At 72.3% G+C, this 18,145-nt stretch carries 18 protein-coding genes; 9 read left to right on the top strand and 9 right to left on the bottom strand.

The window, feature by feature from the left end; translation table 11 throughout:
• Positions 1-48: 48 nt before the first annotated feature.
• Complete coding sequence (locus ACQPWW_RS15145) at positions 49-768, top strand: spermidine synthase (protein ID WP_433133188.1); 720 nt, start codon at positions 49-51, stop codon at positions 766-768.
• Between the two features lie 199 nt (positions 769-967).
• Positions 968-1,144 (top strand): hypothetical protein, encoded by a 177-nt coding sequence (locus ACQPWW_RS15140; protein ID WP_433133186.1) that lies wholly within the window; start codon positions 968-970, stop codon positions 1,142-1,144.
• Positions 1,145-1,156: 12 nt separating this feature from the next.
• Here ACQPWW_RS15140 and ACQPWW_RS15135 read toward each other — a convergent pair whose 3' ends face one another.
• Positions 1,157-2,959, bottom strand: coding sequence for an acyl-CoA dehydrogenase (locus tag ACQPWW_RS15135; protein ID WP_433133184.1), 1,803 nt, complete (start codon positions 2,957-2,959; stop codon positions 1,157-1,159).
• Positions 2,960-3,113: 154 nt separating this feature from the next.
• Here ACQPWW_RS15135 and ACQPWW_RS15130 point away from each other — a divergent pair, with 154 nt between their 5' ends.
• The 4 genes from ACQPWW_RS15130 (at position 3,114) to ACQPWW_RS15115 (ending at position 5,917) form a co-directional block, all read left to right on the top strand.
• Entirely contained in the window at positions 3,114-3,536 is a 423-nt protein-coding gene (locus tag ACQPWW_RS15130; protein WP_433133182.1) for an MmcQ/YjbR family DNA-binding protein, read from the top strand.
• Between the two features lie 153 nt (positions 3,537-3,689).
• Entirely contained in the window at positions 3,690-4,727 is a 1,038-nt protein-coding gene (locus tag ACQPWW_RS15125) for an SMP-30/gluconolactonase/LRE family protein (protein WP_433133180.1), read from the top strand.
• 74 nt (positions 4,728-4,801) lie between these two features.
• The gene (locus ACQPWW_RS15120) at positions 4,802-5,182 is read left to right on the top strand and encodes a VOC family protein (protein WP_433133178.1); all 381 of its coding nucleotides are present in this window, start codon (positions 4,802-4,804) and stop codon (positions 5,180-5,182) included.
• Between the two features lie 39 nt (positions 5,183-5,221).
• Positions 5,222-5,917 carry an alpha/beta fold hydrolase gene (locus ACQPWW_RS15115; protein WP_433133176.1) on the top strand — a complete coding sequence of 232 codons (696 nt, stop codon included), beginning with the start codon at positions 5,222-5,224 and terminating at the stop codon, positions 5,915-5,917.
• A 63-nt stretch (positions 5,918-5,980) separates the two neighbouring features.
• Here the strand turns inward: ACQPWW_RS15115 and ACQPWW_RS15110 are convergent, their stop codons facing one another.
• The 3 genes from ACQPWW_RS15110 to ACQPWW_RS15100 form a co-directional block, all read right to left on the bottom strand.
• A complete protein-coding gene (locus ACQPWW_RS15110) occupies positions 5,981-7,258 on the bottom strand; it encodes an MFS transporter (protein WP_433133174.1) in 1,278 nt (425 codons plus the stop codon).
• Positions 7,255-7,872 (bottom strand): ArsR/SmtB family transcription factor, encoded by a 618-nt coding sequence (locus tag ACQPWW_RS15105; protein ID WP_433133172.1) that lies wholly within the window; start codon positions 7,870-7,872, stop codon positions 7,255-7,257. Before ACQPWW_RS15105 ends, ACQPWW_RS15110 begins: the two co-directional genes overlap by 4 nt.
• Positions 7,873-7,935: 63 nt before the next feature.
• On the bottom strand, positions 7,936-9,555 hold the full coding sequence (locus tag ACQPWW_RS15100; RefSeq protein ID WP_433133170.1) for an LLM class flavin-dependent oxidoreductase: 1,620 nt from the start codon (positions 9,553-9,555) through the stop codon (positions 7,936-7,938).
• A gap of 114 nt (positions 9,556-9,669) precedes the next feature.
• On the opposite strand from ACQPWW_RS15100, the gene ACQPWW_RS15095 reads away from it, so the two are divergent.
• On the top strand, positions 9,670-10,257 hold the full coding sequence (locus ACQPWW_RS15095) for a MarR family winged helix-turn-helix transcriptional regulator (RefSeq protein WP_433133168.1): 588 nt from the start codon (positions 9,670-9,672) through the stop codon (positions 10,255-10,257).
• A gap of 100 nt (positions 10,258-10,357) precedes the next feature.
• Here the strand turns inward: ACQPWW_RS15095 and ACQPWW_RS15090 are convergent, their stop codons facing one another.
• From ACQPWW_RS15090 to ACQPWW_RS15080, 3 genes are all read right to left on the bottom strand, one after another.
• A complete protein-coding gene (locus ACQPWW_RS15090) occupies positions 10,358-11,866 on the bottom strand; it encodes a phosphoesterase (RefSeq protein WP_433133166.1) in 1,509 nt (502 codons plus the stop codon).
• A 196-nt stretch (positions 11,867-12,062) separates the two neighbouring features.
• Positions 12,063-14,057: a Xaa-Pro dipeptidyl-peptidase gene (locus tag ACQPWW_RS15085; RefSeq protein ID WP_433133164.1), complete on the bottom strand. Its 1,995-nt coding sequence runs from the start codon at positions 14,055-14,057 to the stop codon at positions 12,063-12,065.
• A gap of 114 nt (positions 14,058-14,171) precedes the next feature.
• Positions 14,172-14,834, bottom strand: a complete 663-nt coding sequence (locus ACQPWW_RS15080) for a hypothetical protein (protein WP_433133162.1) — start codon at positions 14,832-14,834, stop codon at positions 14,172-14,174.
• A gap of 431 nt (positions 14,835-15,265) precedes the next feature.
• Here ACQPWW_RS15080 and ACQPWW_RS15075 point away from each other — a divergent pair, with 431 nt between their 5' ends.
• Complete coding sequence (locus ACQPWW_RS15075; RefSeq protein ID WP_433133160.1) at positions 15,266-16,228, top strand: AraC family transcriptional regulator; 963 nt, start codon at positions 15,266-15,268, stop codon at positions 16,226-16,228.
• Positions 16,229-16,353: 125 nt separating this feature from the next.
• Here the strand turns inward: ACQPWW_RS15075 and ACQPWW_RS15070 are convergent, their stop codons facing one another.
• Entirely contained in the window at positions 16,354-16,749 is a 396-nt protein-coding gene (locus tag ACQPWW_RS15070) for a winged helix-turn-helix transcriptional regulator (protein ID WP_433134359.1), read from the bottom strand.
• 97 nt (positions 16,750-16,846) lie between these two features.
• On the opposite strand from ACQPWW_RS15070, the gene ACQPWW_RS15065 reads away from it, so the two are divergent.
• On the top strand, positions 16,847-17,704 hold the full coding sequence (locus tag ACQPWW_RS15065; RefSeq protein WP_433133158.1) for an SDR family oxidoreductase: 858 nt from the start codon (positions 16,847-16,849) through the stop codon (positions 17,702-17,704).
• 15 nt (positions 17,705-17,719) lie between these two features.
• Here the strand turns inward: ACQPWW_RS15065 and ACQPWW_RS15060 are convergent, their stop codons facing one another.
• Positions 17,720-17,974: a hypothetical protein gene (locus tag ACQPWW_RS15060; protein ID WP_433133156.1), complete on the bottom strand. Its 255-nt coding sequence runs from the start codon at positions 17,972-17,974 to the stop codon at positions 17,720-17,722.
• Positions 17,975-18,145: the final 171 nt, after the last annotated feature.

Genomic DNA, 18,145 nt, shown 5'->3' with positions numbered 1-18,145 from the left:
GGGCAACCGGTACCATCCGGGGACGAATCCGGCGGCGAGAGGGCACCCGTGGGCGCGCGTTTCGAGGAGCTGGCCTGGCGGGAGACCCCGATCGGCGCGATCAGCCTGCGCAGACGCCGGGATCCGGCCCTCCAGGTCGAGGTGTACGAGGTCAAGCTCGACGACGAGTACCTGATGTCCAGCCTGTTCCCGGTCGCGGAGATCGAGCTGGCCCGGTTGGGTCTCGCCGAGGTGGCCGGTGACTCGCTCGACGTGGTGGTCGGCGGTCTCGGGTTGGGCTACACCGCCTGCGCGGCGCTCGGCGACCCCAGGGTGCGGTCGCTGCTGGTGGTGGAGGCGATCGAGGACGTGATCGACTGGCACCGTCGGGGTCTGCTGCCGTTCGCGGCGGGGCTCGCCGAGGACCCGCGGACCCGGTTCGTGCAGGCCGACTTCTTCGCGGCGGTGGCCGGTGACGTCGGCTTCGACGCCGAGGTGCCCGGGCGACGGTTCGACGCCGTGCTGCTCGACGTCGACCATTCACCGCGCAACGTCCTGCACCCCAGCCACGCGGCGTTCTACCCGCCGGCCGGTCTGCGTCGTCTGGCCGCGTTGCTGCGCCCGGAGGGGGTCTTCGCGCTCTGGTCGGACGACCCGCCGGACGCCGAGTTCACCGCGGCGCTCGGCGAGGTGTTCGTGGACGTGCGGGCGCACGTCGTGCCGTTCGCGAACCCGCTGACCGGCGGCGAGTCCGCGAACACTGTCTACGTGGCGCGGACCGGGGGCTGAGCCGCCCCTGATCGACTCGGCCGTCCGGAGGTCGGGGCGTCCCCTCCCCCGTCCGCCGCGACCGCGAGGACCCGGGGTCGATCAAGCCTCGACCGCGCGGGCCTGCGGCTTCTCCCGTCGCTCGGGCATGGCGGCGGCCGGATCGGGAAGGTGACCCCGTGCCCGCCGGACGAGGCGCGGCCGGTTACCGGAGGTGGACATGCGTGCACTGCTCTGGGTCGTCGGCGTGGTCGCTGGCGTGCTGATCCTGCTCGGGCTGATCCTGGAGGCCGTCCGCTGGCTGATCATCATCGGTCTGATCGCGCTGGTGATCGTGATCATCCTGGGTGTGGTCAAGGGGCGGCAGGCGATGCAGCAACAGAACCGTCGACGCTGACGGCCGGGCCGCTCAGAACCAGTCCGGGCGCATGTCGAGGGTCGTGCGGTCCCGGCTGTCCAGCAGGTCGAACTGCGGGCCGGTGCGGGGCAGCTCGACCAGGAAGAAGTAGCGCGCGGCCTGGCGCTTGCCGGCGTGGAACGCGTCGCCGGCCCCCTCCGGCGGCAGCGCCAGCACCTGCTCCAACCACATCCACGCGATCACTACATGCCCGACCGCCTCCAGGTAGGCGGTGGCGTTGGCCAGGGCGAGCACCGGGTCACCGTCGGCCCACAGCCGACGGGTGACCGCGGTTGTCCGGTCCACCGCGGCGGCCAGCCGGTCCGCCAGTCCGGCCGCCTCGCCGCCGGCCTTCCGGCCGCGCTCGACAGTGTCGCCGATCGTCGCCGTCAACACCGCGAGGCCGGCGCCGCCCCGCATGGTCATCTTGCGCCCCAGCAGATCCAGCGCCTGGATGCCGTGGGTGCCCTCGTGGATCGGGTTGAGCCGGTTGTCCCGGTAGTGCTGCTCCACGTCGTGATCGCGGGTGTACCCGGCACCTCCGAGCACCTGGATCGCCAGGTCGTTGGCGGTGAGGCACCACTGCGACGGCCAGCTCTTGGTGATCGGCGTGAGCACGTCCAGCAGCAGGTGCGCGCGTTCGCGGTCCGCCTCGACCGGGGCGGTCTTCTGCTCGTCGAGCAGCCGCGCGCAGTAGAGCACCAGCGCCAGCGCCCCCTCCACGTAGCTCTTCTGCGCCAGCAGCATCCGTCGTACGTCCGGGTGGTCGATGATCGGCACCTGCGCCGTGGCCGGGTCCTTCGCACCGACCGGACGGCCCTGCGGTCGCTCCTTCGCGTACGCCAGGCTCTTGAGGTAGCCGGCGTAGCCCAGCGCGGTGGCGCCGGCTCCGACCCCGATCCGGGCCTCGTTCATCATGTGGAACATCTGGGCCAGGCCCTGGTGTGGCGCGCCGACCAGGTGGCCGACCGCACCGGCGCGACCGCCCGGGGTGTGCCCCCCGTCGCCGAAGTTGAGCAGGGTGTTGGTGGTGCCCCGGAAACCCATCTTGTGGTTGAGCCCGGCCAACACGACGTCGTTGCGGTCGCCGAGCGAGCCGCCCGGGCCGACCAGCACCTTCGGCACGATGAACAGCGAGATGCCCTTCACGCCGGGCGGGCCGCCGGGGATCCGCGCCAGCACCAGGTGGACGATGTTCTCGGCCAGCTCATGATCCCCGCCGGAGATCCACATCTTGGTGCCGAAGACCCGGTACGTGCCGTCCGCCTGGGGCTCCGCCCGGGTGGTGATGTCGGCCAGTGAGCTGCCGGCGTGCGGCTCGGACAGGCACATGGTGCCGAAGAACCGGCCGTCGAGCATGGGCCGGACGTAAGTGTCCACCTGCTCGGCGCTGCCGTGCGCCAGCAGCAGGTTGGCGTTGCCCAGGGTGAGGAACGGGTACGCCGAGGTCGCCACGTTGGCCGCCTGGAACCAGGTGAAGCAGGCCGCCGCGACGGCGTGCGGCAGTTGCAGGCCGCCGACCGAGGCGTCCAGCCCGGCGGTGAGCAGGCCCGTCTCGGCGAAGCTGTCCAGCGCCGCGCGGACCTGCGGGATGAGCCGCACCCGCTGCCCGTCGAAGGTGGGCTCGGCGAGGTCGGCGGCGCGGTTGTGCGGGGCGAACTGCTCGGTGGCCACCCGCTCGGCGAGGTCCAGGGCGTCGTCGAAGGTTTCCCGGGAGTGCTCGGCGTAGCGGGGGCGCTCGACGAGCTGACACACCCCCAACCAGTCGTGCAGCAGGAAGTCGAGGTCGCGGCGGGAGAGCAGGGTGGACGGCACGGCACTCCTCAACGGGCGCGGGGGTGGGTCGAGCCTGGACGACGGCCCAGGGTCGCCACGGCCCATCCTCGCGGATCGGCGGGGCGCGCACCACCGGGCCGGGCGGCGGCCGACGAGCGCAACCTGTCACACCGGCCGACTAGGGTCGCTGCCCGTGACCGAACCCGGAGACGTCCCGCCCGAGATGCTCGGCCGGCTGCGGCCGATCTGTCTCGGGCTGCCGGAGACCTACGAGGAGCCCGCGTGGGTGGGCATCCGCTGGCGGATCCGCAAGCGGACCATCGCCCACGTGCGCACCGTCGACCCCGATCGCCAGCCGATCCCCGCACGAGCCGCCGTCCTCGACCAGCCCGCCTGCCTGCTGACCTTCCGGTCGCCACTGGACGAGATCGCCGGGCTCCTCGCCGTGGGGCACCCGTTCTACAAACCGGACTGGGCTCCGAACGTGCTGGGCATGGTCCTGGACGGGGACACCGACTGGGAGGAGGTGGGTGAGCTGCTCACCGAGAGCTACTGCGTCATGGCCCCAAAGCGACTCGCCGCCCAGGTCGGCCCCCCGACGCCGCCGTCCGGCTGAGCGCCGGGGTGCCCTGGCCACCGGCGGGGCGTCGGCATGCCCCACGACCGGCGGTTTCGCCCGGCACGCGGCGGGGATACCGCGCCGGATGGCCGGAGCCGTCGGTTACCGGCAGGAGCCGAGGACGCCGCTGGGCGGGTGAGGAGCGGGTCGATGTCGTCGCTGCCCACCGAGGAGGATCCCCGGTTGACGCCGGTGCTCCACGAGGACCGGGTGTGCACGGGCGTGACCACCCTGCGCGGGCGGGTGTTCCTGAGCTACCCGTCGGCGGACCGGCCTGGCGTGCAGGTCGTCGAGGCGCTGCCGGACGGCCGGCGTGATCCGTACCCGAACGCCGCGTGGAACCAGGCTGACCAGTCACCGGACGGGGCGTTCGTCCACGTCAACGGGTTGCGCGCCGGGCCGGACGGCCGGCTGTGGATCGTCGACTCGGGTGCGCCGTCGATCGGCGACGCCCAGGTGCCGGGCGGCGCTCGGCTGGTCGTGGTCAACCCCGACGGCGACCACGTGGAGCGGGTCTACCACCTCGACGAGGCGGTGCACCCGGACAGCTACGTCGACGACGTCCGATTCAACGGCCCGGTGGCGTACCTCAGCGACGCCGGAGCGGCCGGCCTCATCGTGCTCGACCTCGACTCGGGTCGGCCCCGACGCGTGCTGGACGGGCACCCGAGCACGGCGGGCGGCCCGGTGGTCGCCGACGGCCGCCCGCTGCGTGACCCGGGCGGCGCCGAGGTACGCCTGCACGTCGACCAGTTGGAGGTGTCGCCGGACGGTCGGTGGCTCTACTACCAACCGGCCTCCGGCGGGATGTCCCGGATCGCGACCCGCTGGTTGGACGACTCGTCGGTGTCCGTCGACGAGCTGGCCGGGCGGGTCGAACGGTGGTGTGACACGCCCAGCACCGGCGGCACGGCGATCGACGCGGACGGCACCATCTACCTCAGCGACCTGGAACGGCGGCGCGTCCTCGCCCTGGCGCCCGACCGCAGCGTGCGTACCCTCGTCGCCGACCCCCGGCTGTCCTGGGTGGACGCGATGTGGCTCGATGCCGATGCCCGGCTGTGGATGCCGGCGGCGCAGTTGCACCTGACCGCCGGGCTCAACGGCGGGCACTCGGCCGTCGACTACCCGGTGTGGATCCACCGGATGTCGGTCGATGCCGGGCCGCCCGCACGGGACCACGCCTGAGCGGGATTCCGACCGGCGCAGGAGGGCGCCCCCGGGCCGTCGTCGGCACCGATGGCAGTCGATATGCTGCCGCCATGCACCGGAGTCGTGTCTACGCACTGCTGATCGACGCCCCCGAGGCGGAGGCCGCCCAGGCGGCGGAGTTCTGGTCGGCGGCGCTCGGCGTCAGCACCCGATCCGACCCGGCGGAGCCGCAGTTCGTCGGCCTGCACGAGGCGCTGCCCGGGCTGGTCACGGCGGTGCAGTCGGTGGACGACGCGGCGCGCTACCACCTCGACATCGAGACCGACGACGTGACGGCCGAGACCGCCCGCCTGATCGACCTGGGCGCCACCGAGGTGTCGCGGTGGTTGGAGTGTCGGATCCTGCGGGCCCCCGGTGGGCATCTCCTGTGCGTGCTGCCGGTGGCGAGCCCACCGGAGGTCTTCGCGGCGCAGGCCCGCACCTGGCCCTGAGCCGCCGGGCTGTCGGAGGGCGGCGCTAGGGTGCCGGCCATGGCTGATTTCGTGTTGGTGGCAGGGGCGTGGCTGGGGTCGTGGGCATGGGACGAGGTCGTGCCTCCGCTGCGGGCGGCCGGGCACGACACCTACCCGCTGACCCTCTCCGGTCTCGCCGAGCGGCAGGGCGTGGCCGCCGGCCAGCAGACCCACGTGCGGGACATCGTCGACGAGGTCGAGCGCCGTGACCTGCGCGACGTGGTGCTGGTCGGGCACAGCTACTCGGGCATCCCGGTGGGTCAGGCCGCCGAGCGGATCGGCGACCGGTTGACCCGGGTGATCTTCGTCGACTCCGAGGTGCCGGTCGACGGTGGGTCGTTCGCGTCCGGCTGGTGGCAGGGTCAGGCGGCGTTCGAGGCGCTGATCGCCGACAACGGCGGCTTCTGGCCGCCGCTCGGTGCGGCCGATCTCGACGGTCAGGGGCTCACCGACGAGCAGGTGACCCGGCTGGTCGAGGGCTCCACCGCGCACCCGGGTGCCACGCTGACCGAGCCGGCCGAGTTGACCCGCCCGCTGGGCGAGCTTCCGGCGACGTACCTCAAGTGCCTGCTCGACGGGCCCGAGCCCAACGACACAGTGGCCAAGCTGCTGACCAGCGACCGCTGGCGACTGGTCACGATGGCGACCGGTCACTGGCCGATGTTGTCCCAGCCCACCGAGCTGGCCCAGATCCTGCTGGCGGAGGCCGCCTGAGCCGCCCGACGCGGCTCCGCTGCGGCGCGCCGCCGCGGCGGGGCCAATCCGAGGTGCGGCACCTCAGTCAGGTCGGGCCGTGGGGTCGTCGAGGGTCCTGATGTGGCGCACCGGCGACGCGAGCAGCCACAGCACGGCGAGCACACCACCCAGGCCGGCGACGACCAGGGTCGGTCGCAGCCCGAGGGTGGTGCCCAGCGCTCCACCGACCAGCGCGCCGAGCGGTCGGATGCCGTAGTTGACAGCGCTGTACGCGCCGGCACGACGTCCCCGCGCGTCGTCGGGTGTCACGGCGGCCAGCAGGGCGTTGAGGTTGACGTCCATCAGCATCACCCCGGCGCTGGAGACCAGCTCGATGGCCGCCAGCCCGGCCACCTTCGTCCAGGTCGGTCCGGACACCAGGGCGGTCAGCGCCAGCGGCGCGGGAAAGAGCACCGCGCCGATCATCGCGGTACGCCCCAGTCCGACGGCGCGCGAGATCCGTGGCGCGAGCGCCGCCCCCGCGAGCCCGCCGACCGCCCCGAATCCGATGGCGAGGCCGATCGCGCCGGCCGACAGGTCGAGTTCGCGGCTGGCGTAGAGCACCAGCAGGGCGCTCGCGATGAAGGTGAAGAAGTTGACAGTGCTCGTGCAACCCAGGGCGGCCCGCAGCACCGGGTGCCGCAGCACCAGCGCGAGCCCCTCGCGGACCAGGCCGAGGGTGGACGTCTGACGCGGCGGCGGTGGTGGCTCGGTCACCGGGATGCGGCTGAGCAGCAGCGCGGAGCCGAGGAAGGAGACCGCGTCGACGACGATCGCGACCGGCGCGCTCAGCGCCTGGACCAGCCCACCGCCGACGGCCGGACCGGCGATGAACGAGAGTGAGCGGCTCATGCTCAGCTTGCTGTTCGCGTCCACGTACGCCGATCGCGGCACCAGGGCCACGAAGAACGCCTGGCGCGCCATCGCGAACAGCACCGCCCCGGCGCCGGTGAGCAGTGCCACCAGGTAGAGCTGGGTGAGGGTGATCGCGTCGAACAGGTAGACCACCGGCAGGCTGAGCAGCACCGCGGCGCGGATCAGGTCCGCGATGATCAGGAGTCGCCGCTTGTGGGTGCGCTGGTCCACCCAGGCGCCGAGGAACAGGCCCAGCAGGTTCGGCAGCCAGATCAACGCGGTGAGGACGCTGACCTGCACGGGCGTCGCGGCGAGCAGGGTGACGGCGATCAGTGGCAGGGCCAGTTCGCTGATGCGATCACCGAAATCGGAGATCGTCTGCCCGATCCAGAAGGTGCGGAACCGTCTGTCGCGATGCAGGGCCGGCGGGGGCCCGACACCGGTGGCGGTGCCGGTGGCGGTCACGACGCGGCCGGTTCGTCGCCGGCCTCGGCCGGGTCGTCGTCGCCGGGCTCGGGCAGGAGGTAGCGCAGCATCCGGACGATCCGCGCGCCGTCCGGAGACGACTCCTCCTTGCGCCGCACGTACGGTGCGATCAGCTCTTCGATCGACTCCTCAAGCTGCCGCAGCTCGTCGGCGGTGGCCACGAACCGGGTGTCGGCGATGCCGGCCAGGGCACGCCACTCGGGGTCCAGCCGGGGCTCCTCGCGCAGCAGCCACTGCTGGGGCGCGTCGGCGGTGCGGGCGAACATCTCGCCGCGCAGCAGTTGGCTGGCGGACTGCCCTTCCACGCTGTCGGTAGCGGTGAAACGGAAGCCCCGGGCAGCGGCCTGCCACCAGCGTTCCCGCTTGCTGGTGGCGCCATCCCAGTCGATGACCAGACCGAACGTCGCGAGGTGCCGCAGGTGCCAGCTGACCACCGACGGGGTGGCGCCGACGTGCGGCGACAGCGCGGTCGCCGTGGCCGGGCCGTGCCGCTGAAGGTGTTCGAGGATCGCCAGCCGCACCGGATGGGCGAGTGCCCGCAACGCCTGCGGCTCGGTGATCTCGAAATCCCCGTACGGATTCTTGAGAGACATGTTTCGAAAGTAGTCTCTCACGTCGACCCGGGCAACCCCGAGCCGCGCGCGAGCGCGTGCCGATCAGGCGATGCCCAACCGCGCCAACGGCTCGACCAGCTCCCGCTCCTCGTAGCTCAGGTGCGACAGCAGGGCGTCGGTCAGCAGGTCCACCGCCGCCCGCAACCCGGCGAGACCGTCCGGGGACCCGACGTACGCGACGAGGGCCCGGTCGACGCCCTCCAACACGTCGTGGATGACGTGGTGCTCCTGCTCCAGCCGGTCGACGACCGGGCCGAGCCGGGGGTCGCGCGCCCGCAACCGGGGAAAGAACGACTGGTCCTCAATGGTGTGGTGGGTGGTGACGATCCGGCAGTACGACTCGCAGTAGACGCCGAGCGTCCAGCGGTTCTGTCGCATGGTCATGGTGTTGATGTGGGACCGGGCCGCGCCGGCGTCGATCTCCCCGGCCGCCACCTGGTCGATCAGATCGTGAATCTGGGCCAACTCGGCACGCAGGCCGTCGTGGATCTGCACCAGGTGCGCCCCGGTGGCCTGCTCGTGGGGGGTGTAGGCGCGGTCCGGGTCGGGCGCGGGCCCGGTCGGCCTCGTCGACTCGTCCCAGACCTGCTTGTCGCTGCGCCGCACACCGTCGTCGGGGGTCGGCACCACGGCGAACGCGCCACCGGTCACTGTCGCGCGGCTCGGCCGCACCGCCGGCGCACGCCCCGGCGCGGGGTCCGGCGCACGCTCCGGCGTGGGCTCCACCGCACGCTCCGACTCCGGCGCACGCTCCGACGCCGGCGCCGCACCGCCGTCGCGCTCGGCCGCGACCAGCTCGCGGACCGCCGGAGCCACCTCGCCGGCGAACCGGCGCAGGTCGTCGGGATCGTCGCTGCCGAGGATGAAGGTGCTGACACCCTCCCCCAGCGCCAGCTCGGCCAGTTCCCGCGCCCACTGCTCGGCGGGCCCGTTCAGTGGACCACTGCCGACGGCCGAGAACCGGCCGGAGATGTTGAGCAGCCGACGCACGTCCCGCGGTGACCGGCCGGCCTCCCGCGCGGCGTCGTCGATTGTCGCGTTACCCCTGGTCAGGTCGCCCGGCTGGAGATAGCCCAGCGACGGCAGCCACCCGTCGGCCCGGCGGCCGGTGAGCTGGAGCATCCGGGGTTTGTACGCGCCCAGCCAGATCGGCACCGCGTGGGCCGGCGCCGGCCCGCGCTTGGCGCCTCGCACCCGGTAGAACTCGCCGTCGACACGCACACCGCCACGCGCCTCGGCGTCCCAGAGCTGGCGGATGACCTCGATGGCCTCCTCCAACGCGCGTACGCCCTGGCCGGGGGTCAGGCGTCGGCCGCCCATCGCCTCGATGGCCTCCCAGAACGCTCCCGCGCCGAGGCCCAGGGCGACCCGGCCGCCGCTGAGCAGGTCCAGGCTGGCCACGCTGCGGGCGAGCACCGCCGGGGGGCGCAGTGGCAGGTTCGTCACGTTCGCCGCCAGGTGCACGCGGCTGGTCCGGGCCGCGACGAAGCTCAGCAGGGTCCAGGTGTCGAGGAACGCGGGCTGGTACGGGTGGTCCTGGAAGGTGACCAGGTCCAGCCCGACCTGCTCGGCCAGGACGGCGAGGCCGACCGTGCCGGCCGGGTTGTCACCGCTGGGGGTGACGAACGATCCGAAGACCAGGTCATGGCCGTAGTCGCTCATCTGCGAGCCTCCCGATTCACGCGACGCCCCGATCGACGCGTCCTGACCACGACCTTATGTCATACAGAACATCTTCTGCCAACAAGGTCTGCGTCACTGCGCTATTGTCGGGGGATGACGGGTGCCCCCCACCGACCGGACCGGCCCGATCCGCTCGACGACGACCTGGGCTGGATGCTCGGGATCGTGTTCCGTGGCTACGTCCGGGCGGCCGAGCACGCGCTCACCGACTTCCCCGGCGGCCCGCGCGGCTACCAGGTGCTCACCGCGGCGATCAACGGGCCGGCCCGGAACCAGGGTGCGATCGCGGAGGAGCTCGGCATCGACCGCACCGTGCTCACGTACCTGATCGACGACCTGGAACGACCCGGGTACGTCGCGCGTCGGGCGGACCCGGCAGACCGGCGGAACCGGCTCGTCGACGTCACCGACGTCGGCCGCGCCGCCTGGGAGCAACGGCGTCTGGCGCTGCGAGCCGTCGAGTCACACCTGTTGGGGGCGCTCACGCCGGCCGAGTCGGCGACGCTGCGGGCACTGCTGCAACGGGTCGCCTGCTCCGCCCAGGCGATGGACCCGCTGCGCGACCTCTGCGAGGTGGTGACGCAGGTGCAACCCACGCCGGCGTCGAACCAGACCGACGCGCCGGCCGGCCGCGGCGGGCGGGCCGCCGCGCCCCGTGGCCGTCGCCGCACCACCGACTGACCCCGACGACAGCCGCCGGAGAGAAACGCGACGCGGATCCGGCCGGCTCCCCCGACGTGGTACGTCGAACGGAGCCGGGCGGACCCGCTGTGCCGTTGAATCAGCGCACGTGCACGAACACCGGGTTCGAGTAGAACCACAGGTCGTCCCACGGGCTCTCCAGCCCGTCGGCGAGCGGCTCGGCCTCGTCGGTGCTGGTGCCCCGCACCCGTGCGTAGGTGTCGGTCTCGACGTTGCGCAGCGTGTGCCGGATGACGTAGTCCTCGCCCTGCCGACGCCAGTCCCGCGGGCCGAACCGGGCCACCACCTTGGTGGTGGGGTTGGTGTCGGCGTCGAGGTTGGCGCTCGGGCCGGTGATCTGGCCGACGATCAGGTCGACCCGGCGGACCTCGGGGCGATCCCCGTTGCCGTTCACACCGTTCAACGGGCGGAACGTGATCTCGATCTCGACGTCGGTACGGCTACGACGGCTGAGCGTGACGGTCTCGCCCACCTCGGCTGTCCTGCCCTGGGACCTGGCGGTGACGTCGAGACTGCGGATCAGGTCGCCGGTGGTGACCCAGATCCGGCCGTTGCGCAGACCGTCCATGATGTCGCCGTAGTCCTGGCGGGCGTGTACGTAGGTCTTGCTGTACTCGCCCGGCCAGAAGTCGGAGCCGCCGCGGGTCCAGTGCACGTGCGAGTCCGACGTCGCGGTGATCCACCAGCGCCGCCCCTCACCGAGCAGCGAGTCCCACAACCCGCCGACCCGGGCGGTCATCTGGTCGAAGCCGCCGTAGGTGGGGTGGTTGCCGTACCCGCCGCGCTTGCCACCGTTGAGCGGGCCGGCCTGGTGCCCGGGCGCGCCCTCGAAACCGATGTAGACGTCCGGAGCGGCGTTGTTGCCGTTGCGGAACTCCCGCGGGGTGTCCTGGCCGTAGACGCCGAGCCCGGTCGCCGAGCGGGACGTGTGGTGGGCGATCACCAGCGGCTTGTGCGGCATGCCCCGGGCGACCTTGAGGAACTCCACCATCTTGGCCTCGGTGTCGCGGGCCGGATCGGTGGGGAACGCGTCGTACTTGGCGAACCGGCTCTCCAGCTCGAAGAGCTGCTTCGCCTCGTCGTCGTGGCGCGGGATCATCAGCGTGTGGTGGTCCAGCGAGGGCGTGTCGAACTCCATCCCCCAGAACTGGAGCACCTCGGGGACCAGCTTGCGGGACCGCAGCAGGTCGGGGTACGCCTGCTCGATGTTCACCTTGGAGTGGGTCGGTCCACCGTGGTCGGTGCACATCGCCCAGGTCAGACCGAAGTTCTTCGCCATGATGGCGTTGGTGACGATCGGGTAGACCGCGTCCGCGCCCTTGTGGAAGACGATCGGGCTCTTCGCGGTGTCGAACTCGCCGCTGTACTCGGAGTGGATGTGGTGGTCACCGGCCCGCCACGCGCGGTTCTTGGAGTCGCCCCGGTCGCCCGTGTCGTCACCCGGCCGACGGTCCTCGTCGGCCCAGGCCGCACCGGCACCGACAAGCGGGCTGGCGGCGGCCAGCGTCGCGCCGACGCCCGCGTACTTGACCAGCTTGCGCCGGGACAGCTGCGCGTGCTCGGTCTCTTCGGGTTGCTTGTCTCGCACTGAGAGCCTCTCCTCGATCAAGCGAATGCTCTTTCGATCAAGGAGCCTCGGAGAGGGCGGTGAACGCGCGCCGTACGCCGCGCGTTCCCACAGTGAACACCTCACCCTGACCTGCCGAGAGCGCCGACCACGCGCCGCGACGGGTCATCCCTCGACCGCGCGGAGTGCCGATCGGGCGCCTCCCGGTCGGCACCGGTCAGGGCAGCTGCCGGGTGTCGCGGGGCGTCCGGGCGGCCGACGGGGCGGTCGGCGCGGTGACCACCGGCGGTGCGACATCGACGGCGGGCAGCCCGGCCGGACTGGTGACCGGAAGGACCAACGTGCTGCGGCCGAGGTCGACCCGGACGGTCGCGTCCCGGTCGGCGGCCTCGGTGAACTCCGGGTCGCTCTGGCCGAGGACCAACCCGAGCACGTGCCCGGCGGGCACCACCGCGTCGTACGCGTTCAGTGGGACCGTCACCGTGTACCAGCGGTCCGGTCGCAGCGGCGTGGTGAACCGCAGCGAACGGTGGTGCGCGGCGTCGAGCCACCCCCGGGTCAGCACGGCGTGGTCGGAGACAGCGGTGACCTCCTCGGTGTCCCGGTAACAGGCGTCGTCGACGTCCGTGGAGGCACCCCAGCAGGATTCGGTGTCCACTGTCCGCACTCCCCCCGCACCGGTGAGCAGAATTCGCTCGGCGGTCCCGTAGTCGACGAGCCGGGCGGTCAGCTGGGTGGTCGGCCGATCCACCCGGACCCGCAGCCGCACCGACGGGCTGCCGGCGATCCGCAGCGCGGTGGGCAGCGCGCCGGAGAGGAAGACCAACCGGCCGGGGGTCGCGGTGTTCGGCGCGGCGACCACAGTGTCCTCGGACAGCGACTCGTCGACGTACGCCTGCTCCTGACCCGGCCGCGCGCCGCGCCCGCCGAGGGTGCCGGTCACGCCGTCACCGGCACCGAGGGCCACCCGCACGTCCCGGGTGCCGGGGGCGGGCCAGTCGCGCTGCGTCGTCCAGGTGCCCGGCGCGGTCTCCAGGTCGACCCGCGGCTCGTCCATCACCCCGTTGCGCAGCCCCTGCAACCAGTAGTCGAACCAGCGGTGCAGGGCGGCCACCCACTCGGCGCGTCGAACGTCGAACGGGTCCTGGTGGCCGGTTTGGTGCAGCCAGAGCTTGCGGGGCACACCCTGCTCCGCCAGCTCCTGCCACCAGCGGCCGAACTGGTTGGTCGTGACGTTCAGGTCGTTGAGGCCGTGCACCAGGAAGACGCTGGCCCGGACCCGGTCGGCCGCGGGCCGGTAGTCGCGCTGCGCCCAGAACCCGTTGTAGTCACCGGTCTCGTCGGCGCTGTCCGCCCGCAGTCGCGCCAACACCTGCGCGCAGGCCTCCTCGGGGCGGCCGTTGACGTCCGAGTGCAGGTAGCCGGGATAGTCGGTGGCGACCGGCGTCCCCTGGTAGCGCATGTAGTCGTACCAGCTGGAGATCGCGGAGATCGGCACGATGGTGGCCAGCCCCGACACGCCGGTGGCGGCGACCCCGTTGGCGACCGAGCCGTCCCAGGACTTGCCAATCATGCCGACCCGCCCGCTGCTCCAGGCGGCGCTGACCGGCCGCCCGGCGGCGTCGTACGCACGAGCCCGTCCGTTGAGCCAGTCGATCACCGCGGCGGCGCTGCCCACCTCGGCGGGACCGCCGACGTCCTCGCAGCCGGTCGACCGGGCGGTGCCGGCCAGATCAACGGCGGCGAAGGCGTACCCGCGCGGGACGAAGTAGTTGTCGTAGAAGAGCGGAACCTTGGCGATCACGCCGGCCGCGTCGTACGTCTTGCGCTCACCCTCGTTGCCCCGACCGCAGCAGAGGTAGTAGGGCGAGGCGTCCATGATGACCGGTACGCGTACCCCCGCGACGGCGGCCTCCCGGGGCCGGACGAGGTCCACGGCGACGCGGTCTCGCACTCCGTCGCCGTCGCTGTCGGCGCGGGTCTCGACCCAGACGCTCTCCCGGATCGCGTCGGCGTAGGAGTAGGCGGGGACGGTCTGGTCGCCGACGACGTGCGGCGGGAGGGGGCGGTGCCGGGCCGCCGCCTCGGCCGCCGCCGGGGCGGTTGTCCGGGCAGCGGCGACAGCCGGCGCGGGCAGCGCCGCCACGAGCAGGCCGACCAGGACGCTGGCGACCCGGGCGCGGGTTCCGGCGGACGACGGTACGGACCTCATCAATGTCCTTCCCGGAACGACGGGTGGATCATTCGATCAATGGGATCGATGGCCGTCAGCCTAGCGCGTGACGGACAACCGGCCGCCCGGCGACCGGTGGACGGGCAGGGCCGGTCAGATCCGGGCGCGGGGCAGCCAACCGAGGAACCGGAGCCGGACCCGGGGCAGCGGCACCGTGGGCAGATCCTGGGCCGCGGCGACGAGGCAGGAGCCCAGATAGACAGCGAGGGCGGTACGCGCTCCGCCGAACTCGGCAAGCAGTTGGCTCTGCTTCGTGGCGCAGGGCCACTCGCGACCACATCCGGTGCAGGTCCAGCTCGGCGGGTTGGGCAGGTGCTCCGGCAGCTTCGCGCGGCGGTACCGGCCGACGACGCTGTTGTCCGCGCGCACGTCGCGCCGACGCGGCATCGGGCGTCCGTTGCGGGGCGCGATCGGGCGGGCGCCCGGCAGGTAGCGCCCGACGGTGCCGAGCAGCACCCCGACGCGGATCAGGGCGTCCGGCCCGACGTGGTGGGCCAGCAGCGCGGTCATCAGGTAGTGCCCCAGCAGGTCGAACGCCTCGCGGCTCAGACCAAGGTCACGGCAGAGGTCGACGAAGTCCGGCGTGGTCAGCGGCACCCGGTTGTCGAGTGCGCGGCGCACCACCTCGCGCAGATCGGACCCGAGTCGCTCCACCGCGTCGCTCTCGCCCAGCCCCAGGCTGTCCTCGTTCGCCACCCGGGCCAGCGCCTCCGCCACGGCCAGTCGAACGACGCGGTCAGGATCACTACTGTCCAAGGCGCACCCCTGTCGTAGGCCGGTCACCCCGGCGGCGGCCCGATCGCCCAGTGACGCCGGGGGAATCATGAACAAGATTTCGCTGTCGCCCGCGACGATGGCTAGGACAGCAGACGCAGAACCTGCCGACGGGTTAGCCGGAAAGCGAAGTCGACAGGCCGACACAGTGCGGTGATTGGTAGGACGACCGACGGTGATTGTCGTATGGTGACATTCCCATCCACGGATATTGCGCGGCGAAGTCTCTCCACCGATCAGCCCGTCACGACGCCACCTTGACCGGTCGCTGCCGTCCCGCTCGCGACGTTCCACCTCACTGCACCGCCGGCCACCGCCATGCCGGGTCACCGCCGAGCGCCTCGGCATGTTCCGACCCGGCCGCCGGCACCAGTTCACCATTCGGCGGCACCTCCACCGGACGGAGACAGCGGATGACGTCAGCACCACTGCAGACCCGACAGTTCGACAGCCGTGACCCGGTGGCGATCCACGACTTCCTGTCCACCACGTACGACCCGAAACTGAGCCTGGAGAGCAGGAACGGATTCCGGCTCAGTCATCACCGCGTCGACGCCGGCCCCTTCGCCATCGCGACCACCCGGCAGACCGGGCACCTCGACATCGGCGTCAGCACCCTCGGCGGGCTGGTCCTCGGGCGCACCCGCACCGCCCGCGTCGATCGCGTCTGTGCGGGGTCGGCCAACCGGTTCGACCCCGGTGACGTCTTCCTCGTCACCAAGCCCGACGAGCCGTGCACCGTACGCTGGCATCCCGGCGAGGTGGAGCTCTGCGTGCTGGATCTCGCGGTGCTGGAGCAGGTGGCCACCACCGCGCCGGCCCGGCGACCCGGCCGGATCCGGTTCACCGACCTGGGCCCCGCCGACGAGGCCCTCGCCCGGCAGTGGCGCACCACCACCAGCTTCGTCAACGACGTCGTGTTGCACAACCCGACCGCCAGCGCGCAACCGCTGGTGATCGGCAACGCCGCGCGGATGCTCGCGGCGGCGGCGCTCGCGGTCTTTCCGAACACCGCGTTCACCGAACCGACGGCCGCGGACCGGCACGACGCCAGCACCACGACGTTGCGACGGGCGATCAACTTCATGGAGGACTACGCCGACCGGGACATCAGCGCGGCCGACATCGCCGCCGCCGCCGGCGTCTCGCTGCGGGCGGTGCAACTGGCCTTCCGCCGTCATCGCGGCACCACCCCGATGGCGTACCTGCGTCGGATCCGACTCGCTCGGGCACACCACGACCTGCTGCGCGCCGACCCCCGCCAGGAGACCGTCTCGGCGATCGCCAGTCGGTGGGGATTCGCCAGCCACAGCAGGTTCACCGCCCGCTACCACGCCAGCTACGGCGTACCGCCCCGCGAGACGCTGCATGCCTGAGGCCCGGCCGCCGGGCAGCCTGGCCGACCTGGAGGACCGGGTCGCGGCGAGCAGGGGCGAGCCCCAGGTGTACGGGACGCAGGTCCGCTGCGGCCCTCCGGCGACGGTCGCCGGGCTGGGCGCGTCTAGCCCCGATCGCGCTCGTGGCCGTCCCGAGCGGTTTGCAGATCCGGCACCGAGGCCTCCAACAGGTCGGCGAGTCCACGAAGCTGCACCGCGACCCGTTCACCGAGGGGGGTCAGCGAGTATTCCACGCGGGGCGGGATCGCGGTGAGCACCTCGCGGGTGAGCATGCCGTCGCGTTCGAGGGTCTGCAGGGTCTGCGAGAGCATGCGTTCGCTGACCCCGTCGATGCGCCGACGGAGCGCGTTGAACCGGTAGCGGCCCTCACCGAGCGCGAGCAGGGCGAGCGAGGCCCACTTCGAGGTGACGTCCTCGAAGGCGGCGCGGGAGGTGCACCCCCGCGCGAAGACATCGCTGACGAATTCCTGGGTAGGCCCCGCCGGGTCCTGGGCCGGCATGTCGGTCACCTCACCAGCCTATCGCATGCCACTCGCTTGGTTAGTGCTGTAGATTCGTAAGTGCTTGCAATTCGTCACCGCCGTAGCGGAGGTTCTCATGCCCACCTATGCCGTCACCGGCGCCACCGGCCGGTTGGGCCGCGTGGTGATCGAGCAGTTGCTCGACTCCGGCGTACCCGCCGCCGAGATCGCCGCCATCGTTCGCAGTCCAGAGAAGGCCGCCGACCTGGCCGCGCGCGGGGTCGAGATCCGCGAGGCCACTTACGACGACCCGTCGACGCTGCCCGGCGCCGTGGCCGGCGTACGCCGTCTGCTGCTCATCTCCGGCACCAGTCCCGGTCAGCGCGTCGCGCAGCACACCGCGGTCATCGACGCGGCCAAGCTCGCCGGGGTCGAGCGCCTGGTCTACACCAGCATCCTGAAGGCCGACACCACCACGAACCCCCTCGCCCCGGAGCACCGGGCCACCGAGGCGGTCCTCGCCGCGTCTGGCCTGGCCTACACCGTCTTGCGCAACAGCTGGTACATCGAGAACTACACCGACCAGCTGCCGCAGTACCTGAAGACCGGCACGATCCTCGGCGCCAGCGGTGGCAGCAAGATCTCCGCCGCGACCCGGGCGGACTACGCGGGGGCCGCCGTGGCCGCGCTGACCCGCGCGGAGGACGGCAACGCCGTCTACGAACTGGGCGGCACCGCGTTCACCTTCGACGAGTTGGCCGAGGCCGTCACGGAGGTCACCGGCACCACCGTCGTCCACCAGGACCTGGCGGCGGCCGAACTGGCCTCGACCCTGGAGAACGTCGGGCTCGACGCCGGCACCGCCGGTTTCGTCGCCGCGCTCGACCACTCGATCGCCCTCGGTGAGCTGGCGACCGACAGCGACGACCTCAGCCGGCTGATCGGTCGGCCGAGCACCCCGCTGCGCGACGCCATCCGGGCCGCGCGGGCCTGAGAGCCTGGCCACCATTCAAGCCGGTGCCGGGCGGGCGGCGGGGCACCCCTTCCCCGTCGCCCGCCCGGCGTACGACGCCTCCTCCGCCTCGTCCTCCTGGTCGGTGAGCTCGGCCAACACGTCGGCCGCGTCGCGGTTGCCCGCGTCGGCGAGCCGTCGAAGTTCGCCGACGTCGGCCCGCTCCGCCACCAACTCGACAAGCTGGTCGACCGCGTTCCGGTCACCGTTCGCGGCCCGTTCCCGCAGGTCAGCAAGGTCAGGGTCAGCCATCGCACGTCCGCCCGCCGCGGGCGGTTGGGCCACCAGCAGACCGGCCAGCAGCCTGCGTACGGTGCGCGCGAAGAGATTCGTTCGGGGCGCTGACGCGGACGGCTGACCGAACGCCGTGACCAGGTGCGGGTACTAGGCTGGTCGGCATGCCCGCACCCCGCCCGCAGCGCC

The organism is Micromonospora sp. CA-240977, from assembly GCF_050942285.1.
Taxonomy (GTDB): Bacteria; Actinomycetota; Actinomycetes; order Mycobacteriales; family Micromonosporaceae; genus Micromonospora.
This window is presented reverse-complemented; position numbering and strand designations above follow the sequence as displayed.